This window comes from Demequina sediminis, from assembly GCF_030296675.1.
Classification (GTDB): domain Bacteria; phylum Actinomycetota; class Actinomycetes; order Actinomycetales; family Demequinaceae; genus Demequina; species Demequina sediminis.
Genome location: NZ_AP027736.1, coordinates 2,308,788 through 2,328,492, shown reverse-complemented (window position 1 = coordinate 2,328,492; position 19,705 = coordinate 2,308,788). Strand labels below are relative to the sequence as shown.

The following is a 19,705-nucleotide window of genomic DNA, read 5'->3' as shown; positions in this document are numbered from 1 at the left end:
GCGTCAAACCGCATAGGTATGCAGCCCCTGGAAGTAGAGATTCACCACGGTGAAGTTCATGATGAGCGCCACGAATCCCGCGATCGCGAGCCACGCGCTGCGGCGCCCCGCCCATCCCTGCGTGGTGCGGGCGTGCAGGTAGGCGGCGTAGAGCACCCAGATCACGAAGCTCCACACCTCCTTGGGATCCCAGCCCCAGTAGCGGCCCCAGATGTGCTCGGCCCACACCGCGCCCGCCATGACCGTGAAGGTCCACAGCACGAAGCCCACGGCGTTGAGGCGGAAGGACAGCGCCTCAAGCGACGTCGCGGAGGGCACGGCCTCAAGCCACCGCGCGCGGTCGTACGAGCGCGCGAGCAGGTTGTGCCAGCGGCGCCACGCGCGGCGTACCGGGCCACCCTCGACGGGCAGCTCGCCCTCCTCGCGGTAGTCGCGCATGAGCTGCAGCGCGGTCGCGATGAAGGACACGATGAAGATGCCGGTCACGAGCACCGCGATCGACACGTGGATGACCAGCCAGTAGCTCTGGAGAGCGGGCGGCAGCGGGCTCACGTCCGCGTACAACACGGTCAGCGCGATGCCGAGAGCGACGGTGGCAAACCCCGTGACACCTGCGCCGAGGAACGCGATGTCGCGCCGGCGCTGCACGATGAGGAAGACGGCGACCGCGAAGAACGAGCCCGAGATCGTGTACTCGTACATGTTCGACCATGGCGCGTGGCCGGCGTCGATTCCGCGCGCGATCAGGCCCACGCCGTGCAACACGGCGCCCACCAGGGTGGTCGATCGGGCGATGCCCGCCGGCTTGGCGACGGACGCGCGTCCGGTGCGGACGGACGATGCCGGAGCGGGCGCGTCTCCCGTCTCACCCGCGGAGGCTTCCGCGGAGGACGCGGCGCTCCCGGCCGCGACCGCGACCCGCGCGGCCGCGCGCTGATCGGCGACGCGCGCGAGGCGGATCGCGTGCGCGACCATGGCGATCGCGTAGAGCGTCGCCGCTCCCCACAGCGCCATCACGCTCAGATCGGTGACGTTCATTGGTGCTCCCTCTCCCCTGGGTCACGCGCGGCGTCCGGCTCCCCACCCGACGCCACCGCGAGCGCGCGCTCGAGGGCCTCCATCACGGCGGTGTCGTGGGCCGGCGCGAGCGCGGCGCCGGTCACCACTGTAGTTCCGTCGACCTCACGCGCGACCATCCACAGCCGCCGGCGCGACGCGAACAGCGACGTCGCGAGGCCCGCGAGCGTGAGCACCGCGGCCACGAGCAGCCACGGCAGCGACGGATCCGCGCGCAAATCGAGCGCCACGAACCGCGGCAGCTCCTCGAACGAGACGGTCGCGCCGCTCGGCAGCTCGACGGTGTCGCCCAGCGCGAGGCGCAGCGTGAGCGGCTGGCCGTCGTCGCCGCGCACGGGGCTCAACTGCGACTCGTCGAGCCGGTACACGTTCTGCGGCACGCCCTCGTCGAGACCCAGGTCGCCCTCGAAGGCGAGCATCGTGATGACGGGATTGGCGGGGTCGGGATGCACCGAGCCGATCGCGAACGGTCCCTCCACCGCACTCGGGTAGAGCGTGGCCTTGAAGCCCAGCTGCTCGCCCACCGTCACGTCGGGCGCCTTGATGACTCCCGAGGACGTGTACACCGCGTCCTGCGGGAGGAACGGCACGGGTCCCGAGAACGCGACCTCGCCGGCGGGGTCGCGCACGGTCATCACCGGGGCGAAGCCGTTGCCCTGCAGGTAGACCTTCGCGCCGTTGACCTCGAGCGGGTAGTTGACCGCCACCTCTGCGGCCACCGGATCGGCACCGGGCGCGGTGTAGGTCACGTGCGCGGTGAAGTCCAGCGCACGGCCCGCATCGTCGAAGACCGCGTCGAAGGTGTCGAGGCGCAGCGTGAAGGGGTCAAGCGACGCGGGGTTGAACAGCCGCCCCGCGTCGAAGGTGTCGTAGGCGACCACCGCGTTCGTGAAGGACCGTCCCTCGACGATGATCGCCTGGCCGCGATACGTGAGCAGCGAGCCGGCGCCCATCGCGAGCAGCACACCCACGAGGGCCGCGTGGAAGACCAGGTTGCCGACCTCGCGGACGTGGCCCGTCTCGGCCGCGAGCGCCACCTCGGGGGTGCCGTCCGCGCGCTCGCGACGGTCGATGCGCACACGGTAGCCCGTGAGGGCGCCCAGCCAGCCCGCGCGGGGGCGCAGGTGCGCACCCACCCGTGCCGCGGCATCGTCCGCCGAGACCGACACGGTGACGGGACCACGCGACGCGTAGCGGTCGAGGCGGCGCGGGGTCGCGGCGACCGGACGGCGCAGCTCGCGCCAGTGGTGGAGCGTGCGGGGCGTGATGCAGCCGATCAGCGACGCGAAGAGCAGCAGGTAGATCGCGGTGAACCACGCCGAGCCGAACACGTCGAGGAAGCCCAGCGTGTCGAGTAGCGGACCCCAGAACGGGTTGGCGGCGATGAAGCCGCGCGTGGCGGCGGCATCCTGAGGCCACTGCGGCAGCACCGATCCCGGAATGGACGCGAGCGCGAGCAGCACCAACAGGATGATCGCCACGCGCATGCTCGTGACCTGGCGCCACATCCATCGCAGCCACCCACGCACGCCCAGCCGCGGCGCCTCGGGCACCACGTAGTTGTCGAGCTTGAGGCGCGCCATCAGACCGCCACCCAGAAGCCGTCGATCCAGCCCTGCAGCAGCCCCGTGAGGCGCTCCCACAGCCCCGTCACGAGCAGCACGCCCAACACGATGAGCATCGCCCCGCCCGCGCGCATGAGCGGCAGCCGCCAGCGTCGCAGCCAGCCCAACACCCGGCCCGAGCGCTCGAACAACACCGCGAGCAGGATGAACGGCAGGCCGAGTCCGATAGAGTACGCGACCGCGAGCGCGACCCCGCGTCCCTGGGTCGCCTCGGACAGGCTGAGCGTGAACACCGCGGCAAGCGTGGGGCCGATGCACGGGGTCCAGCCGAGCCCGAACGCGACACCCAGCACGGGGGCGCCCGCGAGGCCCGCGGTGGGACTCACGTGAAGGCGCTTCTCGGACTGCAGGAACGGCATCGCGCCCATGAAGGCGAAGCCCAGCAGGATGACGATCACGCCGAGCACGCGCGTGATGATCGTGAGGTACGGGGTGAGTGCGGCGCCCAGAGACGAGGCAAGGAATCCGAGCGTCACGAAGACCGCCGAGAAGCCCAGCACGAACAGCACGGCACCCGCGACGAGCTTGGGCCGCGAGGTCTTGCCCGTCCCGCCCGCGCCGGCCATACCCGACACGTAGCCCAGGTACCCGGGCACGAGCGGCACGACGCACGGCGAGGCAAAGCTCACGAGCCCGGCGAGGATCGCGACGAGCACCGCGAGCAGCATCGACCCCGACAGCGCGATGCCGGCGAACGAGCCGTCGAGGGCAAGCCCGCTCACGCGGCGGCCTCGCTCGCCGATCCGGCGGCCTCGTCGATCAGCGAACGCAGCGTGGACTCATCGACCGTGCCGATGATCCGCGCATGCAGCCGCCCCTCGGTGTCGAGCACGAGCGTGGTCGGAACCGCGTTCATCGCGACGATTCCCTGGAGAGCGGCGGTGGCCGCGCCGTTCGAGTCGTCGATGCTCGGATACGTGATGCCGAAGGTGCGCTCAAAGGCCTCGGCGGTCGGGGCATCGTCCCTGCCGTTGACGCCCACGATCTGGACGTCGTCGCGCGCGTCGATCTCGGCGAGCGCGGGCGCCTCGGCGCGGCACGGCGGGCACGCTGCGTACCACGTGTTGATGAGCACCACCTGGCCGCGGAAGTCCGCGATGTCGACCTCGCTGCCGTCGAAAGCGGTCCCCGCGAGAGCGACGGGATCGCCCTCACCGCCCAGCACCGTCACGGTGCCGTCACCCGACACGTACCCGGGGGATTCGGGCGCCTCGCCCGGCGCGCACGCCGCGAGGGTGAGCACGATCGCGAGCACGATCGCGGCGAGCACCGCGAGCCGTGCGGTGCGGCTCATCGGGGGACCCCGATGTGCGCCGCGGGCGTCGAGTAACCCGCGAAGGTGACGCGGGGGGCGTCCGGTGCGAGGTCGACGTCGAAGCTCGTGAGGGACGCAAGCGCGCACTGGCGCGAGCGGGGGTCGTGGAGGAACGAGCGGCCCTCGGCGTCGATGCGCGCGACCCAGATGGGCAGCTGGTGGCTCACGAGCACCGTGGCGGAGTCGGGGTTCGCGGCGGCGGCGTCGACGATCGCGGCGCGCATGCGCGCGGCCTGCTCGCGGTAGGGCTCGCCCCACGACGGCCTCCACGGGTTGCGCAGCAGCCACCAGTGGCGCGGGTGCGCGAGGGCGAGCGGTGTGGGGGTGGGCCCGCCCGCGAAGGCGTTGTCTGCCTCGATCAGGCGGTCGTCCGTCGCGATCTCGAGCCCGTACGCGGCCGCGACCGGCGCGGCGGTCTGCTGAGCGCGCAGCAGCGGCGAGGAGACCACGCGGCCCACCGGCTCGGACGCGGCCACCAGGTGGTCCGCGACGGCCTGTGCCATGCGCTCTCCGGTGTCGGACAGGCGGAACTCGGGAAGCCGGCCGTAGAGCACACCATCCGGGTTGTGCACGTGGCCATGGCGCAGGACATGGACGCGGGGCATGACGCCTATTGTCTCCCACCTACACAAGTGCCGAGCGCAGCCTCTCGGGATCGATGTGCCAGAAGCCCACGACCTCTCCGTCGACCGTCGCGACCGGCACCTCGTCGCCGTAGCGCTCCTTGAGATCGGGGTCGGAATCGACGTTGATCTCGAGCCAGTCCTGGCCCAGCGCGGCGCACGTCGCCTCGACCACGCCGCGCGCGTCCTCGCACAGGTGGCAGCCGGGGCGGGTGTAGAGCATCACGCGGGTGGGCATGGCCTCAGCCTAGGCGGCTGCGGCTCTCTGCCCCGGCATGCCCCCTCCCCCGCGGCTCCGCCACACGAATTCGCGGCTCCGCCACACGGTGCTGGGCGTGTCGTCGGCGTGTCGGCGCTCGCGGCGGGGATGAGGGGACGATGCCGCGGTCGCGGTGTGGCGGAGCCGCGGAGATGGCGGTGGGTAGAGTTGACGAGTGACCTCCGATGCCGCCAGCACCGCTCCCCGGGTCGCGGCGTTCTTCGACGTCGACAACACGGTGATCCGCGGTGCGAGTGCCTTCCACATCGCGCGCGGCCTGTGGCAGCGCGACTACTTCACGTTTCGCGACATCCTCAAGCTCGGCTATGAGCAGGCCTCCTACGTGTTGTTCGGCGAGTCCAAGGAGCAGATGGACAGGGTCCGCAGCCAGGGACTCGGCATCATCCGCGGCTGGTCCGTCGCGGAGATGACCGCGGTGGGCGAGGAGGTCTACGACGAGCTCCTCGCGAGCCGCGTCTTCCCCGGCACTAAGGAGATCATCGACGAGCACCTCGCCCAGGGTCACGAGGTGTGGCTGGTGACGGCATCCCCCATCGAGATCGGGCGCATGCTCGCGCGCAGGATTGGGGCGACCGGGGCGCTCGGCACGGTCGCCGAGCACGTCAACGGCCACTACACGGGCCGCCTCGAGGGCGACTTCTTGCACGGCCCGCGCAAAGCCGATGCCGTCGAGCGCCTCGCGGCGGAGCGCGGGATCGACCTCGCCGCCAGCCATGCCTACGGAGACTCCGTCAATGACGGCCCGATGCTCTCGACGGTCGGCCACCCGTGCGCGATCAACCCCGATCCCCGCATGCGCCGCCTCGCGCACGAGCAGGGCTGGCCGATCCGCGAGTTCCGCAAGCGCAACAAGCACGGCCGTCGCGGGATCGTGAAATCCTCGGTCACGGGTGCCGCGTGGGTCACGATTCAGGTGACGCGCGGAATCAAGAACGCGCTCCGTGCTCTCGTCCGTGGGATTTTGCGCCGGCCGGCCGCAGCGCCCACCACCGCCCACCCGGACGAGTCGCGCGAACTGTAGCCGCGCATCGTCCCGCTGCCGACGCGCGCACCTGGGAACGCAAGAACGCCCGCCCCGCCGGGTGGCGAGACGGGCGTCGGAGCGCGAGGCTCTACTTCTTGTTGCGGCGCTGGTGACGCGTCTTGCGAAGCAGCTTGCGGTGCTTCTTCTTCGACATGCGCTTGCGACGCTTCTTGATGATGGATCCCACGGAACCTACCTCATTCGATTGCAGCTTTTGCGGAGCGTACCTCGGCACGCCGGCGTCCAGGCCGCGCCGGACGCGACAGACAAGGGCCTAGCCTACCGTGCCCGTGGCCCTGCCGTCATCCTCGACCGGAATGCCGCCTGCGAGGGCGGCCTGCTCCATGAACTGCTCGACCGCCTGCTGCGGCACGCGGAACGAACGCCCGAACCGCACGGCAGGCAGCTCGCCCGCGTGCACCCAGCGGTACACCGTCATGCGCGACACCCTCACCATGTCGGCCACTTCGGCCACGGTGAGAAACGTCGTGCGGGGTGTGTCGGCCATGATCGTCTCGTCCCTCTTCGAAAGCGTCTGGCGCATCTATCGGCCTGAAGCTTCTTCAACTGTAGGGGCAGAAGTGACAGTTGTGAAGTGTGGGAAACCTGTCGATGATGTGGGGTGACACCGCGCTCGCGCGCGGACGCAGGGGAGCCGCCTGGCCCCCGGAACAGGGAGACGGATGGAGAGCCTGCGCACGGCGCGCGACCGCTTCCGCGCCTGGTTCGATCGCGTCGCGCTCGAGTCCCCCGCCCGGCTCACGCTGGGCGGATTCGCCCTGGCGATCCTGATCTTCGCGGGGCTCTTGTCGCTTCCCGCCGCCACGGCGGACGGCGAGCGTGCACCCTTCATGGACGCGCTGTTCGTCGCGACCTCGGCGGTCTGTGTGACCGGGCTCAGCACCGTCGACATGGGCACCTTCTGGTCGCCCTGGGGGCTCGCGATCGTTGGGGTCGCGGTCAAGGTCGGCGGACTCGGCATTATGACGCTCGCCTCGCTTGCGGGCCTCGCGATCTCCCGCAGGATCGGCCTCACACAGCGACTCCTGGCAGCGGATGAAAGCCGTGCCTCAGGGCTCGGCGATCTCGGCTCACTCCTCCGCACGGTCGTCGTGGTGTCGACCACCGTCGAGCTCACGATCGCCGCGGTGCTTATCCCCCGCTTCCTGACCCTCGACTACGGCTGGCACAAGTCCGTGGGCTACTCACTCTTCTACGGGGTCTCGTCGTTCAACAACGCAGGGTTCTCTCCTGACCCCGTGGGCCTCTACCCCTACTCGGGGGACCTGTGGATGCTCGTGCCCATCGGGCTCGGCGTCCTGATCGGCGCGCTCGGGTATCCGGTCTACCTCAACCTGTTGCGCGAGCGACGCCCCTCGAAGTGGACCCTGCACACGAAGCTCACTCTCGTCACCATCGCCGTACTGTCGTTCCTCTCCGCCGGCCTGCTCGCGCTCTTCGAGTGGTCCAACCCGCTCACGCTGGGATCGGCGAGCACAGCGCAGACCATCGGAAACGTATTCTTCCAGTCGATCAACCAGCGCTCGGGTGGATTCGCATCATTCGATATCGGGCTCGCGCGTGAACAGACCTGGCTGCTCGAGGACGTGCTGATGTTCATCGGTGGCGGTTCGGGCGGCACCGCGGGAGGAATCCGCGTCACGACCCTCGCGGTGCTGGTGCTCGCGGCGTGGGCCGAGGCTCGCGGCCGCCGCGACATGGAGGCGTTCGGCAAGCGAGTCGGCACCGAGGTCCTGCGCGTCGCCGTGGCGATCACCCTCGCAAGCGCCGGGGTCGTGCTCCTCGGCACGGCAATCTTCATGTGGCAGACCGACATCCCCCTCGATCGCTCCCTGTACGAGGTTGTCTCGGCGTTCGCGACGTGCGGCCTGTCGACCGGCATCACCGGGAGCATCGACGACGATGCGAAGATGACCTTGATTGTGATGATGTACGTGGGACGCGTGGGCTCGCTCACGCTGGCCTCCGCCCTCATGCTCAACCGGCACCGGCGCGTCATCCGGTACCCGTCAGAAAGGCCGATCATTGGCTAGCAACGACACCGACCGCTCGGGCGTCCTCGTCTTTGGCCTCGGCCGCTTCGGCTCCGCGCTCGCGGACACCCTCGACACGATGGACGTGGACGTGCTCGCCGTCGAGCGCGACCCGGCGGTGGTCGAGCGCTGGTCCAAGAGGCTGCCGTGTGTTGAGGCGGACGGCGCGGATCCTCGCGCGCTCGAGCAGATCGGCGCGGCGGACTTCGCGGCCGCCGTGGTGGGCGTGGGCACGTCGCTCGAGGCCTCGGTGCTCATCACGGGCAACCTGGTGGACATCGGAATCCCCGAGATCTGGGCCAAGGCGACCTCGGTGGAGCACAAGCGCATCCTCGAGCGCATCGGGGCGCATCACGTGGTCCTTCCCGAGTCCGATGCGGGCGCGCGCGTCGCGCACTCCGTGGGCGGGAAGATGCTCGACTACATCGAGATCGAGGACGGCTTCACGATCGTCAAGATGCGCCCGCCCAAGGAGACGCATCACTTCACGCTCGACAAGCTCGACCTGCAGGGCAAGTACGGCGTCCACGTGATCGGCGTCAAGGGCGCCGGACGCGACTTCGAGTACGCGACTCCGCACACGATGGTCGGCCCCGAGGACCTGCTGGTGGTCGCGGGCGAGGGTGAGCTGCTCGAGCGCTTCGCGCAGCGGCCGTAGGGACGCGGTGCGGGGCGCTTGGCGACCATGAGCGTCCCATGGCGCGCTCACACCTCCCGAAAGCGACCATGAGCGTCCCATACGGGGCGCGGGTGGGGACGATGCGCGGGCGAGGTGGGGAGGGTTCAGCACGCGCGGGTGGGGGAGGCCCCACGCGCCTGGCCTAGCCCAGGATGCCGCGCGTGATGGAGTCGCCCGAGTGGGTCGGGTCGCCATCGGGCGGCTCGATCGAGATGTCGACGATCGGGAACGCGTCGACGTCGTAGCCCGCGGGGATCTCGAACTCCCCGCGCTCCCCCGTGAGGAAGCCAAGGGACACCATGCCCACCACGTCGGGGTCGATCAGCCACACCTCAAGTGCTCCCGCGTCGGTCGCGGTGTACGGAGTCTCGACCACGAGCACCTGCGTGCCGTCCGCTCGGCGCTCGACACGCGCCTCACCGGCGGCCGCCTCGGTCGCGAGGTCGGCGAGCTCGGCCTGAGCGACCACGGTCGCGGCGGGCTCGGTCCAGGGGCCCAGCACGCCCACGCCGATCGCGCCGAGCACGATTCCGGACGCGGCCGCAACGGCCACCACCCACGGGTGGAACAGCCTGCTCGACCCGCGGCGGGACCCGGGTGCTGACCCGCGACCGCGGCGGTCGAGCGTCAGCACCGTCGCGCCGTCCCCCGCGTGCCCGCCGGCCTCGCCCGCCGCACCAGCGAAGCCAGCCTCGCGACCCTCATGGGCCTCGACCTCAGCGCTGATCGCCTCCCACACGCGCTCGGGAGGCCGCACGAGCGTGGTCCCGGAGGCGCCGGAGACCGCAGCCACCGTCTCGCGCAGCGACGCGACCTCGGCGGCGCACGTCGCGCACTCGGAGACGTGCGCGGCGTCGCGCGACTCGGCAGGCTCGCCGAGCGCGATCGCGGCGAGAGTCTCGTCATCACAGTGACGCATCGGCGGCCTCCAATCCTTGTCTCAGCGCCATCAATGAGCGGCGCAGGTGGCTCTTCACGGTGCCGAGCGGCATGCGCAGATGCTCGGCGATCTGTTCGTGCGTGCGTCCCTCGAAGAACGCCAGCGACACGATGGTCGATCGCGGCGGTCCCAGGCTCTCGACCTCGCCGCGCACCATAATGCGCTCGGCCTCGCGCTCAAGGGGATCGGCGACCGCCACGACGGGCTCGTCCTTGACGGCCTCGAGGCGCCTGCTCTCGCGCGCCCTGGCAGCCAGAGCATCGGCGATGCGCCGCTTGGCGATCCCCACCACCCATCCGCGCGCGGAGCCGCGGGTGGGGTCGTACCCGTCGCGTCCGCGCCAGGCAGCGACAAACGTCTGCTGCGTCACGTCCTCCGCCTCGCTCGCGTCCCCTAGCGAGCGCAGCGCGAGCGTGTAGACCAACGCGGAGGCTGACCGGTAGAGGCCCTCGAGCGAGCCCTCCACGCCGGCCGCGAAGTCCAGGTCGAGGGCGCGGTCGCCGGACGCGTCGCCGCGCTCCGCCGTCTCCGTCGCCATCGCCGTTCCCATCATGGTCGCGTGTCGCCCTCCGGGTAGGCCCAGACGAGCACGTTGTCCTCGTAATGTCGCACATCGGCGTCCCAGCGTCCACCACACGTCACCAGCACGAGCGCGCGCTCCGCGGTCCCGAACACCACGGAGAAGTCCACCTCCTGCTTGGACGTCTGCTCGACGCGATCGACCACGTAGACCACCGACTCGCCGTCCTCGAGCGCGACATCGACGCGGTCACCCGGCTTCGCGTCACGAAGTTCGGCGAAGGGCCCGCGGCCCATCTCCGAGTCGTCGACGTGGGCCGCGATCACCACGTTCTCCTCGGCGCGCAGCCCACCAGCGGGGCTGCCGCCCAGCCGGAACCAGCCCGCGACGCCCGCACTTTCCGGCAGCTCCATCCCGCCGGACTCGTCGATCCCCACGTCCGTCACCGGCATGTCGATCCCGAGCGACTCGACCACCAGCCGCTCCGGATCCGGCGCGATCGGCAGGCTGTCGACGGTCGCGGGACCCACCGGCACCTCGCCGGCGATCACGCGGGCCCGAATCTCACCCTGGGTCGGCTCCGCCGCCACGGCCTCGGCCGTGGGTGACGATGCCGGGACAGACGCCTCCGGCGGGTTCGCCGCCGCGCAGGCGGTGAGCGCCATCACGGCGAAGATCGAGACGATGCGCAGCATCGCGGCCTCCCTGAGAGAAAGGGGTGGGCGGGGCGCGCCGGAGGATTGGCGCGCCCCGCCCCTGGGGGGACTAGCGGCGGGCGAGCACGGCCCGGGTGGCGAGGCCCGCGGCGGCGAGCGCCGCGGCTCCGACCACGATCACGCCCACCGGGACGGATCCGTTGTCGGCGGCGAGGCCCTGGGTACCGGCGGCGACCTCATCAGGCATCGAGGTGTGCGTCGCGACGGACTGGACGGCGACGGCAAGGTTGCCGTCCTCGGCGGAGCCCCACGCGTACACGATGGTGTTCATGCCCTCCTCGACGGGGACGTCGGCGGGGCCGATCACGGGCTCGGTCTCACCGGTGAGGGACACCGCGGCCTCGTAGGTCGCGACGGGAAGGTCCGCCATGACCTCATCGGGGTTCGCGAGGTTCTCGAAGGCGACCTCTCCGTTGGCCCACACGTCGACCGCGGGCGCCGCTGCCGTGTGGCGGACCGTGAGGCGGCCCTCGCCGGAGGCGGTCTCCGAGATGTCGTTGGTGAAGAGCGTCGCGGTCGCCTCGCCTGCCTCGGTGAGGTGCGCGACGGCGGTGTAGCTCATGCCCTCCTCGAGCGGGAGGTCGATCGGGCCGAGCACCGGGGCGGAGTCATCCGCCGCGTCGGAGGCCGTGATCGCGACCGAGTAGGTGCCCGGGTCGAGAGACAGCGGGCCGGCGAGGTCGCCGGGGGCGAAGTCGTCGAGCGTAAGGGCACCGTCCACGTAGACGTCAACGGTGAGGTCGGGGATGCCGTGCAGGACGGCGAGGTCCGCCTTGCCGTCCTCGACGGCGAATGCGGGGGCGGCGGTTGCCGCGGCGAGCAGGGTGCCGGCGGCGATGCCGGCCAAGATCGACGAGCGCATGACCTTCTCCTTTCGTGGGCCGCCGCCCGGGTGCGACGTGCCTTCACCCCGTACTTCCGACGCAGGGTGGCCCTTGGATGCAGGAGATCTCAGATTTCGCTCAGAGTGAACACCGGGCGGCGCGATAGGGGCCGACCCGAGCAAAGGACCACTCAACCGAGCGCGCCGCGTGCCACCACTTCGCCACCGCGGGTGGGGTCTCCGTCCCACGGCTCCCTGCTGATCTCGATGGTCGCGCCCATGGCCGAGCCCGCCGCCTCGGGCACCTCCACCTCGTAGCGGCTCGCGCGCAGGTGACCCACGGAGATCGGATCCTCGCCAGCCGGCACGAGCCACACCTCGAGATACGCGTCCGGATACTCGGCGAACACGGTGTCGATCACCAGCACCTCTGCGCCGCCGTCGCGTCGCTCGAGCACCACCGAGCCGGCATCGGCCCCGCCCTGGCGCGGGTCGGCGAGCACCGCGGAGGCGATGGCCGCGCGGTCGGGCTCGACCAAGAGCTGCGCGAGGATCACCGTCAGCCCGACCAGCAGGCTCGACATCACCACGGCACCGACGAGGATGAAGGTGCGACGGCGCTGGGCCCGCTCGGCGGCGCGGCGTGCCTCCTCACGCCAGTCCGGCTCGGGGACCGCGCCGGCTGCCACCGCCTCGCGCACCTCGTCCCACAGCCCCCGCGCGGCGGCAGCACCGGACCGGCCGAGGGCATGCGCGCGATCGCGCCCACGAGGTCGTTGAGCGACCGCGACACGTCGCGACACTCGCGGCAGCGGCCCAGGTGATCGGAGTGAGGCGGCGCGGCGGAATTGCCCAGCGCGCGCGACGCGAGGTCGGCGGCCGGAGCGTGTTCACCACGCATGCGCGGGCCCGTCCACAGCTCAAGTAGCGCGTCCCGCAGCATGGCCTCGAGGTCCTCGGTCGAGACGCCCGTCATCATCGCGAGCTCGGGACGCGGGTCGCCATGAACCAGAGCGCGCTCGAGGAGCGTGCGCCGCTGCTCGTCGAGCCTCGACATCGCCGAGCGCAACAGGATCCGATCCGCCTCGGCCACCACGGCGTCGTGATCCGTGACGGCGTCCGCACCGAGGCGTGGGTCATCGAGGGCGGACAGCTTGGCCCGCACGCGCCGCTCAAGGTCGCCGGTGACGCGCTCGGCGGCATCACGCAGCAGGGACTGCGGCGCGAGGTCTCCGCTCGCGGCGGCAGCCGCGAACACACGACGCACGACGTCCTCGGCCTCGTCGACCGAGCCGAGCGCCCGCAGCGCGAGGGTGTGCACCAACGGCGCGGCCTCCCGATACGCGTCCTCGATCTCGGCCCCGGCCATCGGCGTCCCTTCGCTCATCGGAAGTCTCCCACGCACGGGTCCCGGGTCGTCTCGACGCGCGTCACGCGCCTCAGGCGACGGGGTGCGCCTCGAGGATCGTCGCCGAGCGCGGGCCGCGCGGAGTCTCGAACGTCACGGTGTCCCCCACGTAGCGGCCGTCAACCGCAGCACCCATGGGGGAGGTGGGCGAGTAGACGGTCTCGTCGGCGCCCGGCGCCACGAGCGAACGGTCACCCAACACAAAGGCAAGCGGGGCATCGGCCCCATCCAGCCGCACCACGACGCGCATGCCGGGCTCCACGAGGCCGTCGTCGGGCCGCGGGCTGGTGTCGGCCGCCGCGATGCGCTCGCGCAATTCGACGATACGCGCGCGGGTGGTGGGGTCATCGTCGCGGGAGGCCGCCTCGAGAGTCGCGAGTTCCTCACGAAGCAGCTCGAGGGCGGCGGGGGTCATCCACACGGTGGCGGACATGGCAGATCTCCTTTGACGATGCCGGGCACGGCGGCCCGCGGGTAAAGGTGACATTCTACCCGCGGGGCGCCGTGACGAACGCCATTGGCCGGCCGGTGCGGCTCAGACCGTGGCGCGAACCTCGACCACCGATCCGGGCTCGGCGTAGGGCACCAGCGATCCCTCGATCGCCATGCCGTCGACCGTGAGCGAGGCGCCCTTACCGCCCGAGTTGGTGACGTGGATGACGTAGGTCGCGCCGCGCACGACGCGGCGCACCGTGTACTCCGAGACCTCGGCGCCGATGCACGGGTCGACCACCAGGCCGTCGTAGTCGGGGCGCACGCCCAGCAGATACTGCGAGACGGTGACGAAGTTCCACGAGGCCGTGCCGGTGAGCCACGAATTCTTGGCCTCACCGTGACGCACCGCGTCCTTGCCCGCGATCATCTGCGCGTACACATACGGCTCGAGCCGGTGCACCTCGGACTGCTCCTCGCGGTACGCGGGGGCGATCTGCTTCCAGTACTCCCACGCGTGCTCGGCGCGGCCCACCACGGTCTCCGCGATGATCACCCACGGGTTGTTGTGGCAGAAGATGCCCGCGTTCTCCTTGTAGCCCGGCGGGTACGACGTGACCTCGCCGAGTTCGACGTGGTATTCGCGGTAGGCGGGGTTGAGAAGGACGATGCCGTGAGGAGTGTTCAGCCGCTCGCGGGTCGCGTCGAGCGCCTTGAGCGCGCGGCCGTCCTCGACGCCGATCCCGCCCATGATGCAGAAGCCCTGCGGCTCGATCCAGATCTGGCCGTCCTCGTTCTCGTGGCTGCCGACCTTGGTGCCGAAGTAGTCGTAGGCACGCAGGAACCACTCGCCGTCCCAGCCGTGCTCGAGCACCGCGTCACGCATGGCCGCCACGGCCTCGTCTGCCCGCTGGGCCTCGGCATCGTCCCCGCGCCTGCGCGCGAGCGCCGCGTACTCGGGGCCGATCGCCGCGAACATGCCTGCGATGAAGATCGACTCGGCGACGCCGCCCGTGCGGTTGCCGGTGGTCTGGAAGGACTCGCCGGGCTCTGTCGAGAAGCAGTTGAGGTTGAGACAGTCGTTCCAGTCGGCGCGGCCGATCAGCGGCAGGCCGTGCGGGCCGCGGTTGTTGATCGTGAAGTCGAAGGACCGCTTGAGGTGCTCCATGAGCGACGCGGCCTTCGACTCGTCGTTGTCGAACGGCACCAGCTCGTCGAGGATCGCGAAGTCGCCGGTCTCCTTGACGTAGGCCGCGACGCCGAGGATCAGCCACAGCGGGTCGTCGTTGAAGCCGGACCCGAGCGTGTGGTTGCCGCGCTTCGTGAGCGGCTGGTACTGGTGGTACGCGCTGCCGTCCTCGAACTGCGTGGACGCGATGTCGATGATGCGCTCGCGGGCGCGCTCGGGCACCAGGTGGACAAAGCCGAGCAGGTCCTGCGACGAGTCGCGGAAGCCCATGCCGCGGCCCATGCCGGTCTCGAAGAAGCTCGCCGACCGGGACATGTTGTAGGTGACCATGCACTGGTACTGGTTCCAGATGTTGACCATCCGGTCGAGCTTCTCGTGGCCGGACTCGACCGTGTAGGAGCCGAGCAGCCCGTCCCAGTACGCGTTGAGGGTCGCGAACTCGGCGAGGGTCTGCTCGTCGGTCGCGAAGCGGGCGAGGAGCTCGCGCGCGCCGTCCTTGCGGATGACGCCGGGCGCCTCCCACTTGTCCTCGCGCGGGTTCTCGAGGTAGCCGAGCACAAACGTGAAGGCCTTCGACTCGCCGGGGGCGAGCTCGACCTCGAGCTGGTGCGAGGCGATCGGGTACCAGCCGGACGCGATCGAGTTGCCCGCCTTGCCCGCGTGGGGCACCGCGGCCTCGTCGAAGCCGTTGCCGAATCCCAGGTAGGTGTCGCGGTCGGTGTCGAAGCCCGCGATGGGCGCGTTGACGCCGTAGACGGCGTAGTGGTCGCGACGCTCGCGGTACTCGGTCTTGTGATAGATCGCGCCGTCGACCACCTCGACCTCGCCGATCGATAGATTGCGCTGGTAGTTGGTCTGGTCGTCCTCGGCGTTCCACAGGTTGAACTCGAGGAAGCTGAACAGCGAGAAGGACTTGGGGGCGTCGGACGTGTTGGTCACCTCGACGCGGTGGACCTCGGCATTGACGTCGACGGGGACAAAGAGCAGCACGCTCGCGGTGAGGCCGTTGCGCGAGCCGGCGATGCGCGTGTAGCCCATGCCGTGACGCGTCTCGAAGCTGTCGAGCTCGGTCTTATACGGGCGGTAGCCGGGGCTCCACACCTCGCCACCGTCGTTGATCGAGAAGTAGCGCCCGCCGTCGTCGACCGGCACGTTGTTGTAGCGGTAGCGCGTGAGGCGGCGTAGCTTGGCGTCGCGATAGAAGCTGTATCCGCCGCCGGTGTGCGACACCAGCCCGAAGAAGTCCTGGGCACCCAGGTAGTTGATCCACGGGTACGGGGTGTGGGGGTCGTGATGACGTACTCGCGCGCTTCGTCGTCGAAGTGGCCGAACTGCATGGGCGGGTGCCTTTCGTGTGGCTCGGAATCGTGCTGAGAGAGCGCTCTCCCGAGGGTGATGGCGCCCACTCTATCGAAACGATTCGGGCCGCGCCACGTCGGTGGTCCCGGCCGCACGATGCCGCGGGTTGCCCCCGCGACCCGTCGCCACGGGAGGTGCTCAGTGCCCGAAATCGCTCGTTCTGGGCACTCAGCACCTCACAGAACGCTGGCCTGAGAGCGTTTCACCTGCTATGCATGGCGATATGCGCCTCCTGCTGCCGCTGTTCTACATCGCCCTCACGGTGTACGCGCTCGCGGACATCGTCCAGCAGCCCTCGGAGAACCCTCACCACCTGCCCAAGGTGGGGTGGATCCTGCTTGTGGTGTTCGTGCCGTACATCGGCGCCGGCGCGTGGCTGCTCGTCACGTACCTCGACGGCCCACAGCGGCGGCCGCTGCCGCCGACTCCGCTCGCGCCGGACGACGACCCGGCCTACCGCGTGTGGCTGAACGAACAGGAGCGGCGACGCTCGCTCGGAGGCGAGTAGCGGGCGCCCGGCCGATGCTGGGCACCAGTCCGGCGCGCGGTCCACCGGCTCGCGAGGTGCTCAGTGCCCGAAATCGCTCGTTCTGGGCACTCAACACTGTGGCTTCGTTCGCTTGGTGGCGGGGTTTTTGCAGCGCTCCGTGGCGGTCTTGTTGCCGCGATCACGCAGGACTGGCTGCAGGTAGGTGTCGCGGTCTGAACCGAGAGGGGTGCGCCCGGTCGGGGCCGTTTGGATCGCTGCCGCTACGTCAGAGTCCGAAGGCTCCGCCGCTGACGAGGATCACGATGCCGAGGCCGATGAGAACGATGGGGAAGAGGATGTGCTCCCAGCGTTCGAGCACTTCGGCGATCGGGGGCGGGTGGCGACGAACTTTGCCAGGGCCACCAGGACCGCGACGAGCGCGAGGAAGATGATGCAGTAGGCGACTACTGCGAGAGGTTCCACGCTGAGGAAGACAGGGGTGTAGACGCCGATGTTGTCGCCGCCGTTGGCAAGGGTGACGCCTGCGACTGTCCACACGCCGACCTTCTTGCCGGCAACCTTGGCCTCGTCGTCATCGTCGTCATCGTCTCCGCGCCAGGCCTGCCATGCGGCCCAGAGGCCGAGGCCCAGAGGGATGAGACCGAAGTACGGGATGGCTGCCGAGGGCAGGAATGCTCCGGCACCGATGGTCACCAGGACCGCGGCACCGAGGATGCCGGCGAATCCGAGGTACTGGCCGGCCAGAATGCGGGCGGTAGTGCCGCGCTGGCCTGCCCCTCGCGCGAAGAAGAGGGAGAGCACGATGATGTCGTCGATGTTGGTCGCTGCGAACAGGCCCATCGCCTGCAAGACCGAGGTGAGGATCATGCGCCCTCCCCAGCTGCGTCGCATCCGGGAAGCGAGCAGGCGGGATCGATGCACGGGGCATCTTCGTCCACTGCCAGGGTGGCATCGACCAGTGCCGTCAGCGCCTGCGCCAGGTGCGAATCGGCGATCTCATATCGTGTCCGACGACCCTCGGGCTCGGAGACGACGATCCCGCAATCGCGCAGGCATGCCAGGTGGTTGGACACGTTCGGGCGTGTCAGGTCCAGATCTCGGGCCAGTTCCGCCGGGTAAGCGGGATGGTCGAGCAGGGTCAAGATGATCCGGGATCGAGTGGGGTCGGCCAGTGCACGACCCAGGCGGTTCATCACGTCGAGACGCGAAGCAATAGTCAGCATGGACTGAACTATACAGCGCGCACTGAACACTCGGTCACAGGCGTCAGCCCAGATCGCATGCCCGTAAGGGGAACCCTCACCGGACACCACCGCTACTTATCGAGAGGAACGATGTGACTCCCGGCGGAAGTTGGCGGGCTCCTGCCGGGACTAAGTGGCGGTGGGCTGGCCGGGCGTTCGATCCGCTGACCAGCTGGCCGTGGGTGCCGTCGTCGCGGTGAACGGACCTGACGGGCAGGAGTGGGGCGACGGAGCCACGACGGTGTCCGGCGCCACTGTTACCCAGCGCCTTGGCGATGGCCTCCCGGCCGGGGACTTCCAGGTCGCGTGGCGCTCCGTGTCCGGTGACGGCCACCCTGTCGACGGGACCTTCCGCTTCACCGTTGAGGCGGCGCCTGAAAGCGCGAGCACATCTGAGCCGTCGCCCGAGCGTGCCGACGAAGGGGCGACACCGACCTGGCCGCCTACAACGCGATGCTCGCACGCCTGGCCCGGCGCGCCGATGCCACCGCCCCTGGGCGCACCCAGCAACCAGGGGCCCCCAAGCGCTCGGCGGAGGTGTCGAGGGACTGAGCGGCTACCAGGTCAGGTCTGAGCACTCGTGCTGCTGCTGGGCCGTCTCCACCTGGAGCGTGGCGTGGGCGATGCCGAAGCGATCCCGCAGGATGTCCCGCGCGGCGGCCAGGACCGCGGCGTGATCCGATCCGCTGCTCGCGACGAGGTGAGCGGTGGCGACGTTCATCCCGGAGGTCAGCACCCACAGGTGCAGGTCGTGGATGGCGCTCACGCCGGGCACGGCGCTCAGCTCTCGGCTGACGGCCTCCGGGTCGATGCCGGCGGGTGCGTGCTGGCCGAGTACCGCGACGACCTGCCGCCCCAGGGTGACGGCACGCACGATGACGAAGATGGCGATCGCCAGGGCGACGACGAGGTCCCAGACCGGTCGCCCGGTGGCGATGATCAGAACACCGGCGACCATGACACCGACGGAGCCGGCAGCGTCGGCCACCACTTCGAAGTAGGCGCCCCGGACGTTGAGGCTGTCCTTGGACCCGCTGCGCAGCAGCAGCATGGAGACAAGGTTGATCACCAGGCCCACGAAACCGACCGCGAGCATCACGCCCGAGGGTAGGGACGGGTCCTCGCCGATCCGGCTGATCGCCTCGACCACCACGTACACCCCGACGCCGAGCATGATCAGCACGGTCAGGCCGGAAGCGAAGACTTCCGCGCGGTACGAGCCGTAGGTTCTTCTTCCGGTGGGGTCGGGGCGGGTGGCGATCCGGGTGGCGAGCAGGGACGCCCCCAGGGCCACGACGTCGGCGGCCATGTGCCCGGCGTCGGAGATCAGCGCGAGCGAGCCTGAGATCAGCCCCGCTGCCAGCTCGACGGCGAAGAACGTCGCGGTCAGGAAGAACGCTGCGGCGAGGCGGCGTCGGTAGCGCCCGCCGGCGTGCTCAGCGACGGGGGCGTGAGCGTGCCCGGCGCCCATCAGCGGATCCCTTCGTGTCCGGTGTGCTCGCGGCACACGTCCAGCAGCATCCGCACGTGGGTATCGGCCAACCGGTAGTACACCCGGCGGCCCTCTCGCCGGTTGCCCACCACCCCCGAGGCCCGCAGTAGACGCATCGTCTGGGACACCGACGCCTCTGGGACCTGCACCGCTGCGGAGATGTCGCACACGCACAGCTCACCGGCCTCCAGCAGCGCGTAGAGGATCTTGGTGCGCCGTACGTCACCGAGCAACCGGAACAGCTCGGCCAGCGTCCCTGCCTCGGCGTCGTCCGGGACGCTGGCGCGGACCAGCGCCACGCGCTGCGACAGGGGATCACCACCGACGCAGCCGTCCAACGGCAGGACCCGACCCATGGGCATCTCCTCATCTGCGCGGATCTTCAGATAAGGTCACCCTAGCGCTGCGCTCGCCG

At 70.2% G+C, this 19,705-nt stretch carries 24 protein-coding genes and 1 pseudogene; 5 read left to right on the top strand and 20 right to left on the bottom strand.

Going from position 1 to position 19,705, the window contains the following annotated elements; genetic code table 11:
• Positions 1–3: 3 nt before the first annotated feature.
• The 6 genes from ccsB to QUE44_RS11910 are packed head-to-tail and all read right to left on the bottom strand — an operon-like array spanning position 4 to position 4,878.
• Entirely contained in the window at positions 4–1,038 is a 1,035-nt protein-coding gene (gene ccsB / locus QUE44_RS11935) for a c-type cytochrome biogenesis protein CcsB (protein ID WP_286214810.1), read from the bottom strand.
• The gene (gene resB, locus QUE44_RS11930) at positions 1,035–2,660 is read right to left on the bottom strand and encodes a cytochrome c biogenesis protein ResB (RefSeq protein ID WP_286214809.1); all 1,626 of its coding nucleotides are present in this window, start codon (positions 2,658–2,660) and stop codon (positions 1,035–1,037) included. The genes ccsB and resB overlap by 4 nt, the downstream gene beginning before the upstream one ends.
• Positions 2,660–3,424, bottom strand: a complete 765-nt coding sequence (locus tag QUE44_RS11925) for a cytochrome c biogenesis CcdA family protein (RefSeq protein ID WP_345378589.1) — start codon at positions 3,422–3,424, stop codon at positions 2,660–2,662. Before QUE44_RS11925 ends, resB begins: the two co-directional genes overlap by 1 nt.
• On the bottom strand, positions 3,421–3,996 hold the full coding sequence (locus QUE44_RS11920) for a TlpA family protein disulfide reductase (RefSeq protein WP_286214807.1): 576 nt from the start codon (positions 3,994–3,996) through the stop codon (positions 3,421–3,423). The genes QUE44_RS11925 and QUE44_RS11920 overlap by 4 nt, the downstream gene beginning before the upstream one ends.
• Positions 3,993–4,622: a histidine phosphatase family protein gene (locus tag QUE44_RS11915; RefSeq protein WP_286214806.1), complete on the bottom strand. Its 630-nt coding sequence runs from the start codon at positions 4,620–4,622 to the stop codon at positions 3,993–3,995. The genes QUE44_RS11920 and QUE44_RS11915 overlap by 4 nt, the downstream gene beginning before the upstream one ends.
• 19 nt (positions 4,623–4,641) lie before the next feature.
• Entirely contained in the window at positions 4,642–4,878 is a 237-nt protein-coding gene (locus QUE44_RS11910; RefSeq protein ID WP_286214805.1) for a glutaredoxin family protein, read from the bottom strand.
• Between the two features lie 196 nt (positions 4,879–5,074).
• Between QUE44_RS11910 and QUE44_RS11905 the strand changes: the two genes are divergently transcribed.
• A complete protein-coding gene (locus QUE44_RS11905; RefSeq protein WP_286214804.1) occupies positions 5,075–5,941 on the top strand; it encodes an HAD family hydrolase in 867 nt (288 codons plus the stop codon).
• A gap of 91 nt (positions 5,942–6,032) precedes the next feature.
• Here QUE44_RS11905 and QUE44_RS11900 read toward each other — a convergent pair whose 3' ends face one another.
• Positions 6,033–6,131, bottom strand: a complete 99-nt coding sequence (locus QUE44_RS11900) for a 30S ribosomal protein bS22 (protein WP_074789180.1) — start codon at positions 6,129–6,131, stop codon at positions 6,033–6,035.
• 87 nt (positions 6,132–6,218) lie between these two features.
• A complete protein-coding gene (locus tag QUE44_RS11895; RefSeq protein WP_286214802.1) occupies positions 6,219–6,452 on the bottom strand; it encodes a helix-turn-helix domain-containing protein in 234 nt (77 codons plus the stop codon).
• 175 nt (positions 6,453–6,627) lie between these two features.
• Between QUE44_RS11895 and QUE44_RS11890 the strand changes: the two genes are divergently transcribed.
• Together QUE44_RS11890 and QUE44_RS11885 are read left to right on the top strand one after the other, a co-directional pair.
• Positions 6,628–7,998 carry a TrkH family potassium uptake protein gene (locus QUE44_RS11890; protein ID WP_286214801.1) on the top strand — a complete coding sequence of 457 codons (1,371 nt, stop codon included), beginning with the start codon at positions 6,628–6,630 and terminating at the stop codon, positions 7,996–7,998.
• The gene (locus QUE44_RS11885; protein WP_286214799.1) at positions 7,991–8,656 is read left to right on the top strand and encodes a potassium channel family protein; all 666 of its coding nucleotides are present in this window, start codon (positions 7,991–7,993) and stop codon (positions 8,654–8,656) included. Before QUE44_RS11890 ends, QUE44_RS11885 begins: the two co-directional genes overlap by 8 nt.
• 163 nt (positions 8,657–8,819) lie before the next feature.
• Here QUE44_RS11885 and QUE44_RS11880 read toward each other — a convergent pair whose 3' ends face one another.
• The 8 genes from QUE44_RS11880 to QUE44_RS11845 form a co-directional block, all read right to left on the bottom strand.
• A complete protein-coding gene (locus QUE44_RS11880; protein WP_286214798.1) occupies positions 8,820–9,596 on the bottom strand; it encodes an anti-sigma factor in 777 nt (258 codons plus the stop codon).
• Entirely contained in the window at positions 9,583–10,155 is a 573-nt protein-coding gene (locus QUE44_RS11875; protein ID WP_286214797.1) for an RNA polymerase sigma factor, read from the bottom strand. Before QUE44_RS11875 ends, QUE44_RS11880 begins: the two co-directional genes overlap by 14 nt.
• An 11-nt stretch (positions 10,156–10,166) precedes the next feature.
• The gene (locus QUE44_RS11870) at positions 10,167–10,832 is read right to left on the bottom strand and encodes a class F sortase (RefSeq protein ID WP_286214796.1); all 666 of its coding nucleotides are present in this window, start codon (positions 10,830–10,832) and stop codon (positions 10,167–10,169) included.
• A 70-nt stretch (positions 10,833–10,902) separates the two neighbouring features.
• Complete coding sequence (locus tag QUE44_RS11865; RefSeq protein WP_286214795.1) at positions 10,903–11,715, bottom strand: DUF4397 domain-containing protein; 813 nt, start codon at positions 11,713–11,715, stop codon at positions 10,903–10,905.
• A 152-nt stretch (positions 11,716–11,867) separates the two neighbouring features.
• Positions 11,868–12,260, bottom strand: coding sequence for an anti-sigma factor (locus QUE44_RS11860; protein WP_433997197.1), 393 nt, complete (start codon positions 12,258–12,260; stop codon positions 11,868–11,870).
• Positions 12,260–13,063 (bottom strand): RNA polymerase sigma factor, encoded by an 804-nt coding sequence (locus tag QUE44_RS11855; RefSeq protein ID WP_286214792.1) that lies wholly within the window; start codon positions 13,061–13,063, stop codon positions 12,260–12,262. The genes QUE44_RS11860 and QUE44_RS11855 overlap by 1 nt, the downstream gene beginning before the upstream one ends.
• 52 nt (positions 13,064–13,115) lie before the next feature.
• Positions 13,116–13,517: a GreA/GreB family elongation factor gene (locus QUE44_RS11850; RefSeq protein ID WP_286214791.1), complete on the bottom strand. Its 402-nt coding sequence runs from the start codon at positions 13,515–13,517 to the stop codon at positions 13,116–13,118.
• A gap of 102 nt (positions 13,518–13,619) precedes the next feature.
• The gene (locus tag QUE44_RS11845) at positions 13,620–15,962 is read right to left on the bottom strand and encodes a glycoside hydrolase family 94 protein (RefSeq protein WP_491375255.1); all 2,343 of its coding nucleotides are present in this window, start codon (positions 15,960–15,962) and stop codon (positions 13,620–13,622) included.
• 325 nt (positions 15,963–16,287) lie between these two features.
• Here QUE44_RS11845 and QUE44_RS11840 point away from each other — a divergent pair, with 325 nt between their 5' ends.
• Positions 16,288–16,572: a PLD nuclease N-terminal domain-containing protein gene (locus QUE44_RS11840; RefSeq protein WP_286214789.1), complete on the top strand. Its 285-nt coding sequence runs from the start codon at positions 16,288–16,290 to the stop codon at positions 16,570–16,572.
• A 247-nt stretch (positions 16,573–16,819) separates the two neighbouring features.
• On the opposite strand, the pseudogene QUE44_RS11835 reads toward QUE44_RS11840, so the two are convergent.
• Positions 16,820–17,421 (bottom strand): annotated as a pseudogene (locus QUE44_RS11835) (cadmium resistance transporter).
• Positions 17,418–17,777 carry a Cd(II)/Pb(II)-sensing metalloregulatory transcriptional regulator CmtR gene (cmtR, locus tag QUE44_RS11830; protein ID WP_006590980.1) on the bottom strand — a complete coding sequence of 120 codons (360 nt, stop codon included), beginning with the start codon at positions 17,775–17,777 and terminating at the stop codon, positions 17,418–17,420. The pseudogene QUE44_RS11835 and the gene cmtR overlap by 4 nt, the downstream one beginning before the upstream one ends.
• Positions 17,778–17,931: 154 nt before the next feature.
• On the opposite strand from cmtR, the gene QUE44_RS11825 reads away from it, so the two are divergent.
• Positions 17,932–18,372, top strand: coding sequence for a copper resistance CopC family protein (locus QUE44_RS11825; RefSeq protein ID WP_350226838.1), 441 nt, complete (start codon positions 17,932–17,934; stop codon positions 18,370–18,372).
• Here the strand turns inward: QUE44_RS11825 and QUE44_RS11820 are convergent.
• Together QUE44_RS11820 and QUE44_RS11815 are read right to left on the bottom strand one after the other, a co-directional pair.
• Positions 18,355–19,269 carry a cation diffusion facilitator family transporter gene (locus tag QUE44_RS11820; RefSeq protein WP_013882289.1) on the bottom strand — a complete coding sequence of 305 codons (915 nt, stop codon included), beginning with the start codon at positions 19,267–19,269 and terminating at the stop codon, positions 18,355–18,357. The two genes, QUE44_RS11825 and QUE44_RS11820, sit on opposite strands and share 18 nt — an antisense overlap.
• Positions 19,269–19,646 (bottom strand): ArsR/SmtB family transcription factor, encoded by a 378-nt coding sequence (locus QUE44_RS11815; protein WP_286214766.1) that lies wholly within the window; start codon positions 19,644–19,646, stop codon positions 19,269–19,271. Before QUE44_RS11815 ends, QUE44_RS11820 begins: the two co-directional genes overlap by 1 nt.
• Between the last annotated feature and the right edge of the window lie 59 nt (positions 19,647–19,705).

Excerpts from the sequence above, each read along its gene's own strand:
- ccsB (WP_286214810.1), bottom strand. The coding sequence starts at position 1,038 with ATGAACGTCACCGATCTGAGCGTGATGGCGCTGTGGGGAGCGGCGACG.
- resB (WP_286214809.1), bottom strand. The coding sequence starts at position 2,660 with ATGGCGCGCCTCAAGCTCGACAACTACGTGGTGCCCGAGGCGCCGCGG.
- QUE44_RS11920 (WP_286214807.1), bottom strand. The coding sequence starts at position 3,996 with ATGAGCCGCACCGCACGGCTCGCGGTGCTCGCCGCGATCGTGCTCGCG.
- QUE44_RS11915 (WP_286214806.1), bottom strand. The coding sequence starts at position 4,622 with ATGCCCCGCGTCCATGTCCTGCGCCATGGCCACGTGCACAACCCGGAT.
- QUE44_RS11910 (WP_286214805.1), bottom strand. The coding sequence starts at position 4,878 with ATGCCCACCCGCGTGATGCTCTACACCCGCCCCGGCTGCCACCTGTGC.
- QUE44_RS11895 (WP_286214802.1), bottom strand. The coding sequence starts at position 6,452 with ATGGCCGACACACCCCGCACGACGTTTCTCACCGTGGCCGAAGTGGCC.
- QUE44_RS11890 (WP_286214801.1), top strand. The coding sequence starts at position 6,628 with ATGGAGAGCCTGCGCACGGCGCGCGACCGCTTCCGCGCCTGGTTCGAT.
- QUE44_RS11880 (WP_286214798.1), bottom strand. The coding sequence starts at position 9,596 with ATGCGTCACTGTGATGACGAGACTCTCGCCGCGATCGCGCTCGGCGAG.
- QUE44_RS11875 (WP_286214797.1), bottom strand. The coding sequence starts at position 10,155 with ATGGCGACGGAGACGGCGGAGCGCGGCGACGCGTCCGGCGACCGCGCC.
- QUE44_RS11870 (WP_286214796.1), bottom strand. The coding sequence starts at position 10,832 with ATGCTGCGCATCGTCTCGATCTTCGCCGTGATGGCGCTCACCGCCTGC.
- QUE44_RS11865 (WP_286214795.1), bottom strand. The coding sequence starts at position 11,715 with ATGCGCTCGTCGATCTTGGCCGGCATCGCCGCCGGCACCCTGCTCGCC.
- QUE44_RS11860 (WP_433997197.1), bottom strand. The coding sequence starts at position 12,260 with ATGTCGAGCCTGCTGGTCGGGCTGACGGTGATCCTCGCGCAGCTCTTG.
- QUE44_RS11855 (WP_286214792.1), bottom strand. The coding sequence starts at position 13,063 with ATGAGCGAAGGGACGCCGATGGCCGGGGCCGAGATCGAGGACGCGTAT.
- QUE44_RS11850 (WP_286214791.1), bottom strand. The coding sequence starts at position 13,517 with ATGTCCGCCACCGTGTGGATGACCCCCGCCGCCCTCGAGCTGCTTCGT.
- QUE44_RS11840 (WP_286214789.1), top strand. The coding sequence starts at position 16,288 with ATGCGCCTCCTGCTGCCGCTGTTCTACATCGCCCTCACGGTGTACGCG.
- cmtR (WP_006590980.1), bottom strand. The coding sequence starts at position 17,777 with ATGCTGACTATTGCTTCGCGTCTCGACGTGATGAACCGCCTGGGTCGT.
- QUE44_RS11820 (WP_013882289.1), bottom strand. The coding sequence starts at position 19,269 with ATGGGCGCCGGGCACGCTCACGCCCCCGTCGCTGAGCACGCCGGCGGG.
- QUE44_RS11815 (WP_286214766.1), bottom strand. The coding sequence starts at position 19,646 with ATGGGTCGGGTCCTGCCGTTGGACGGCTGCGTCGGTGGTGATCCCCTG.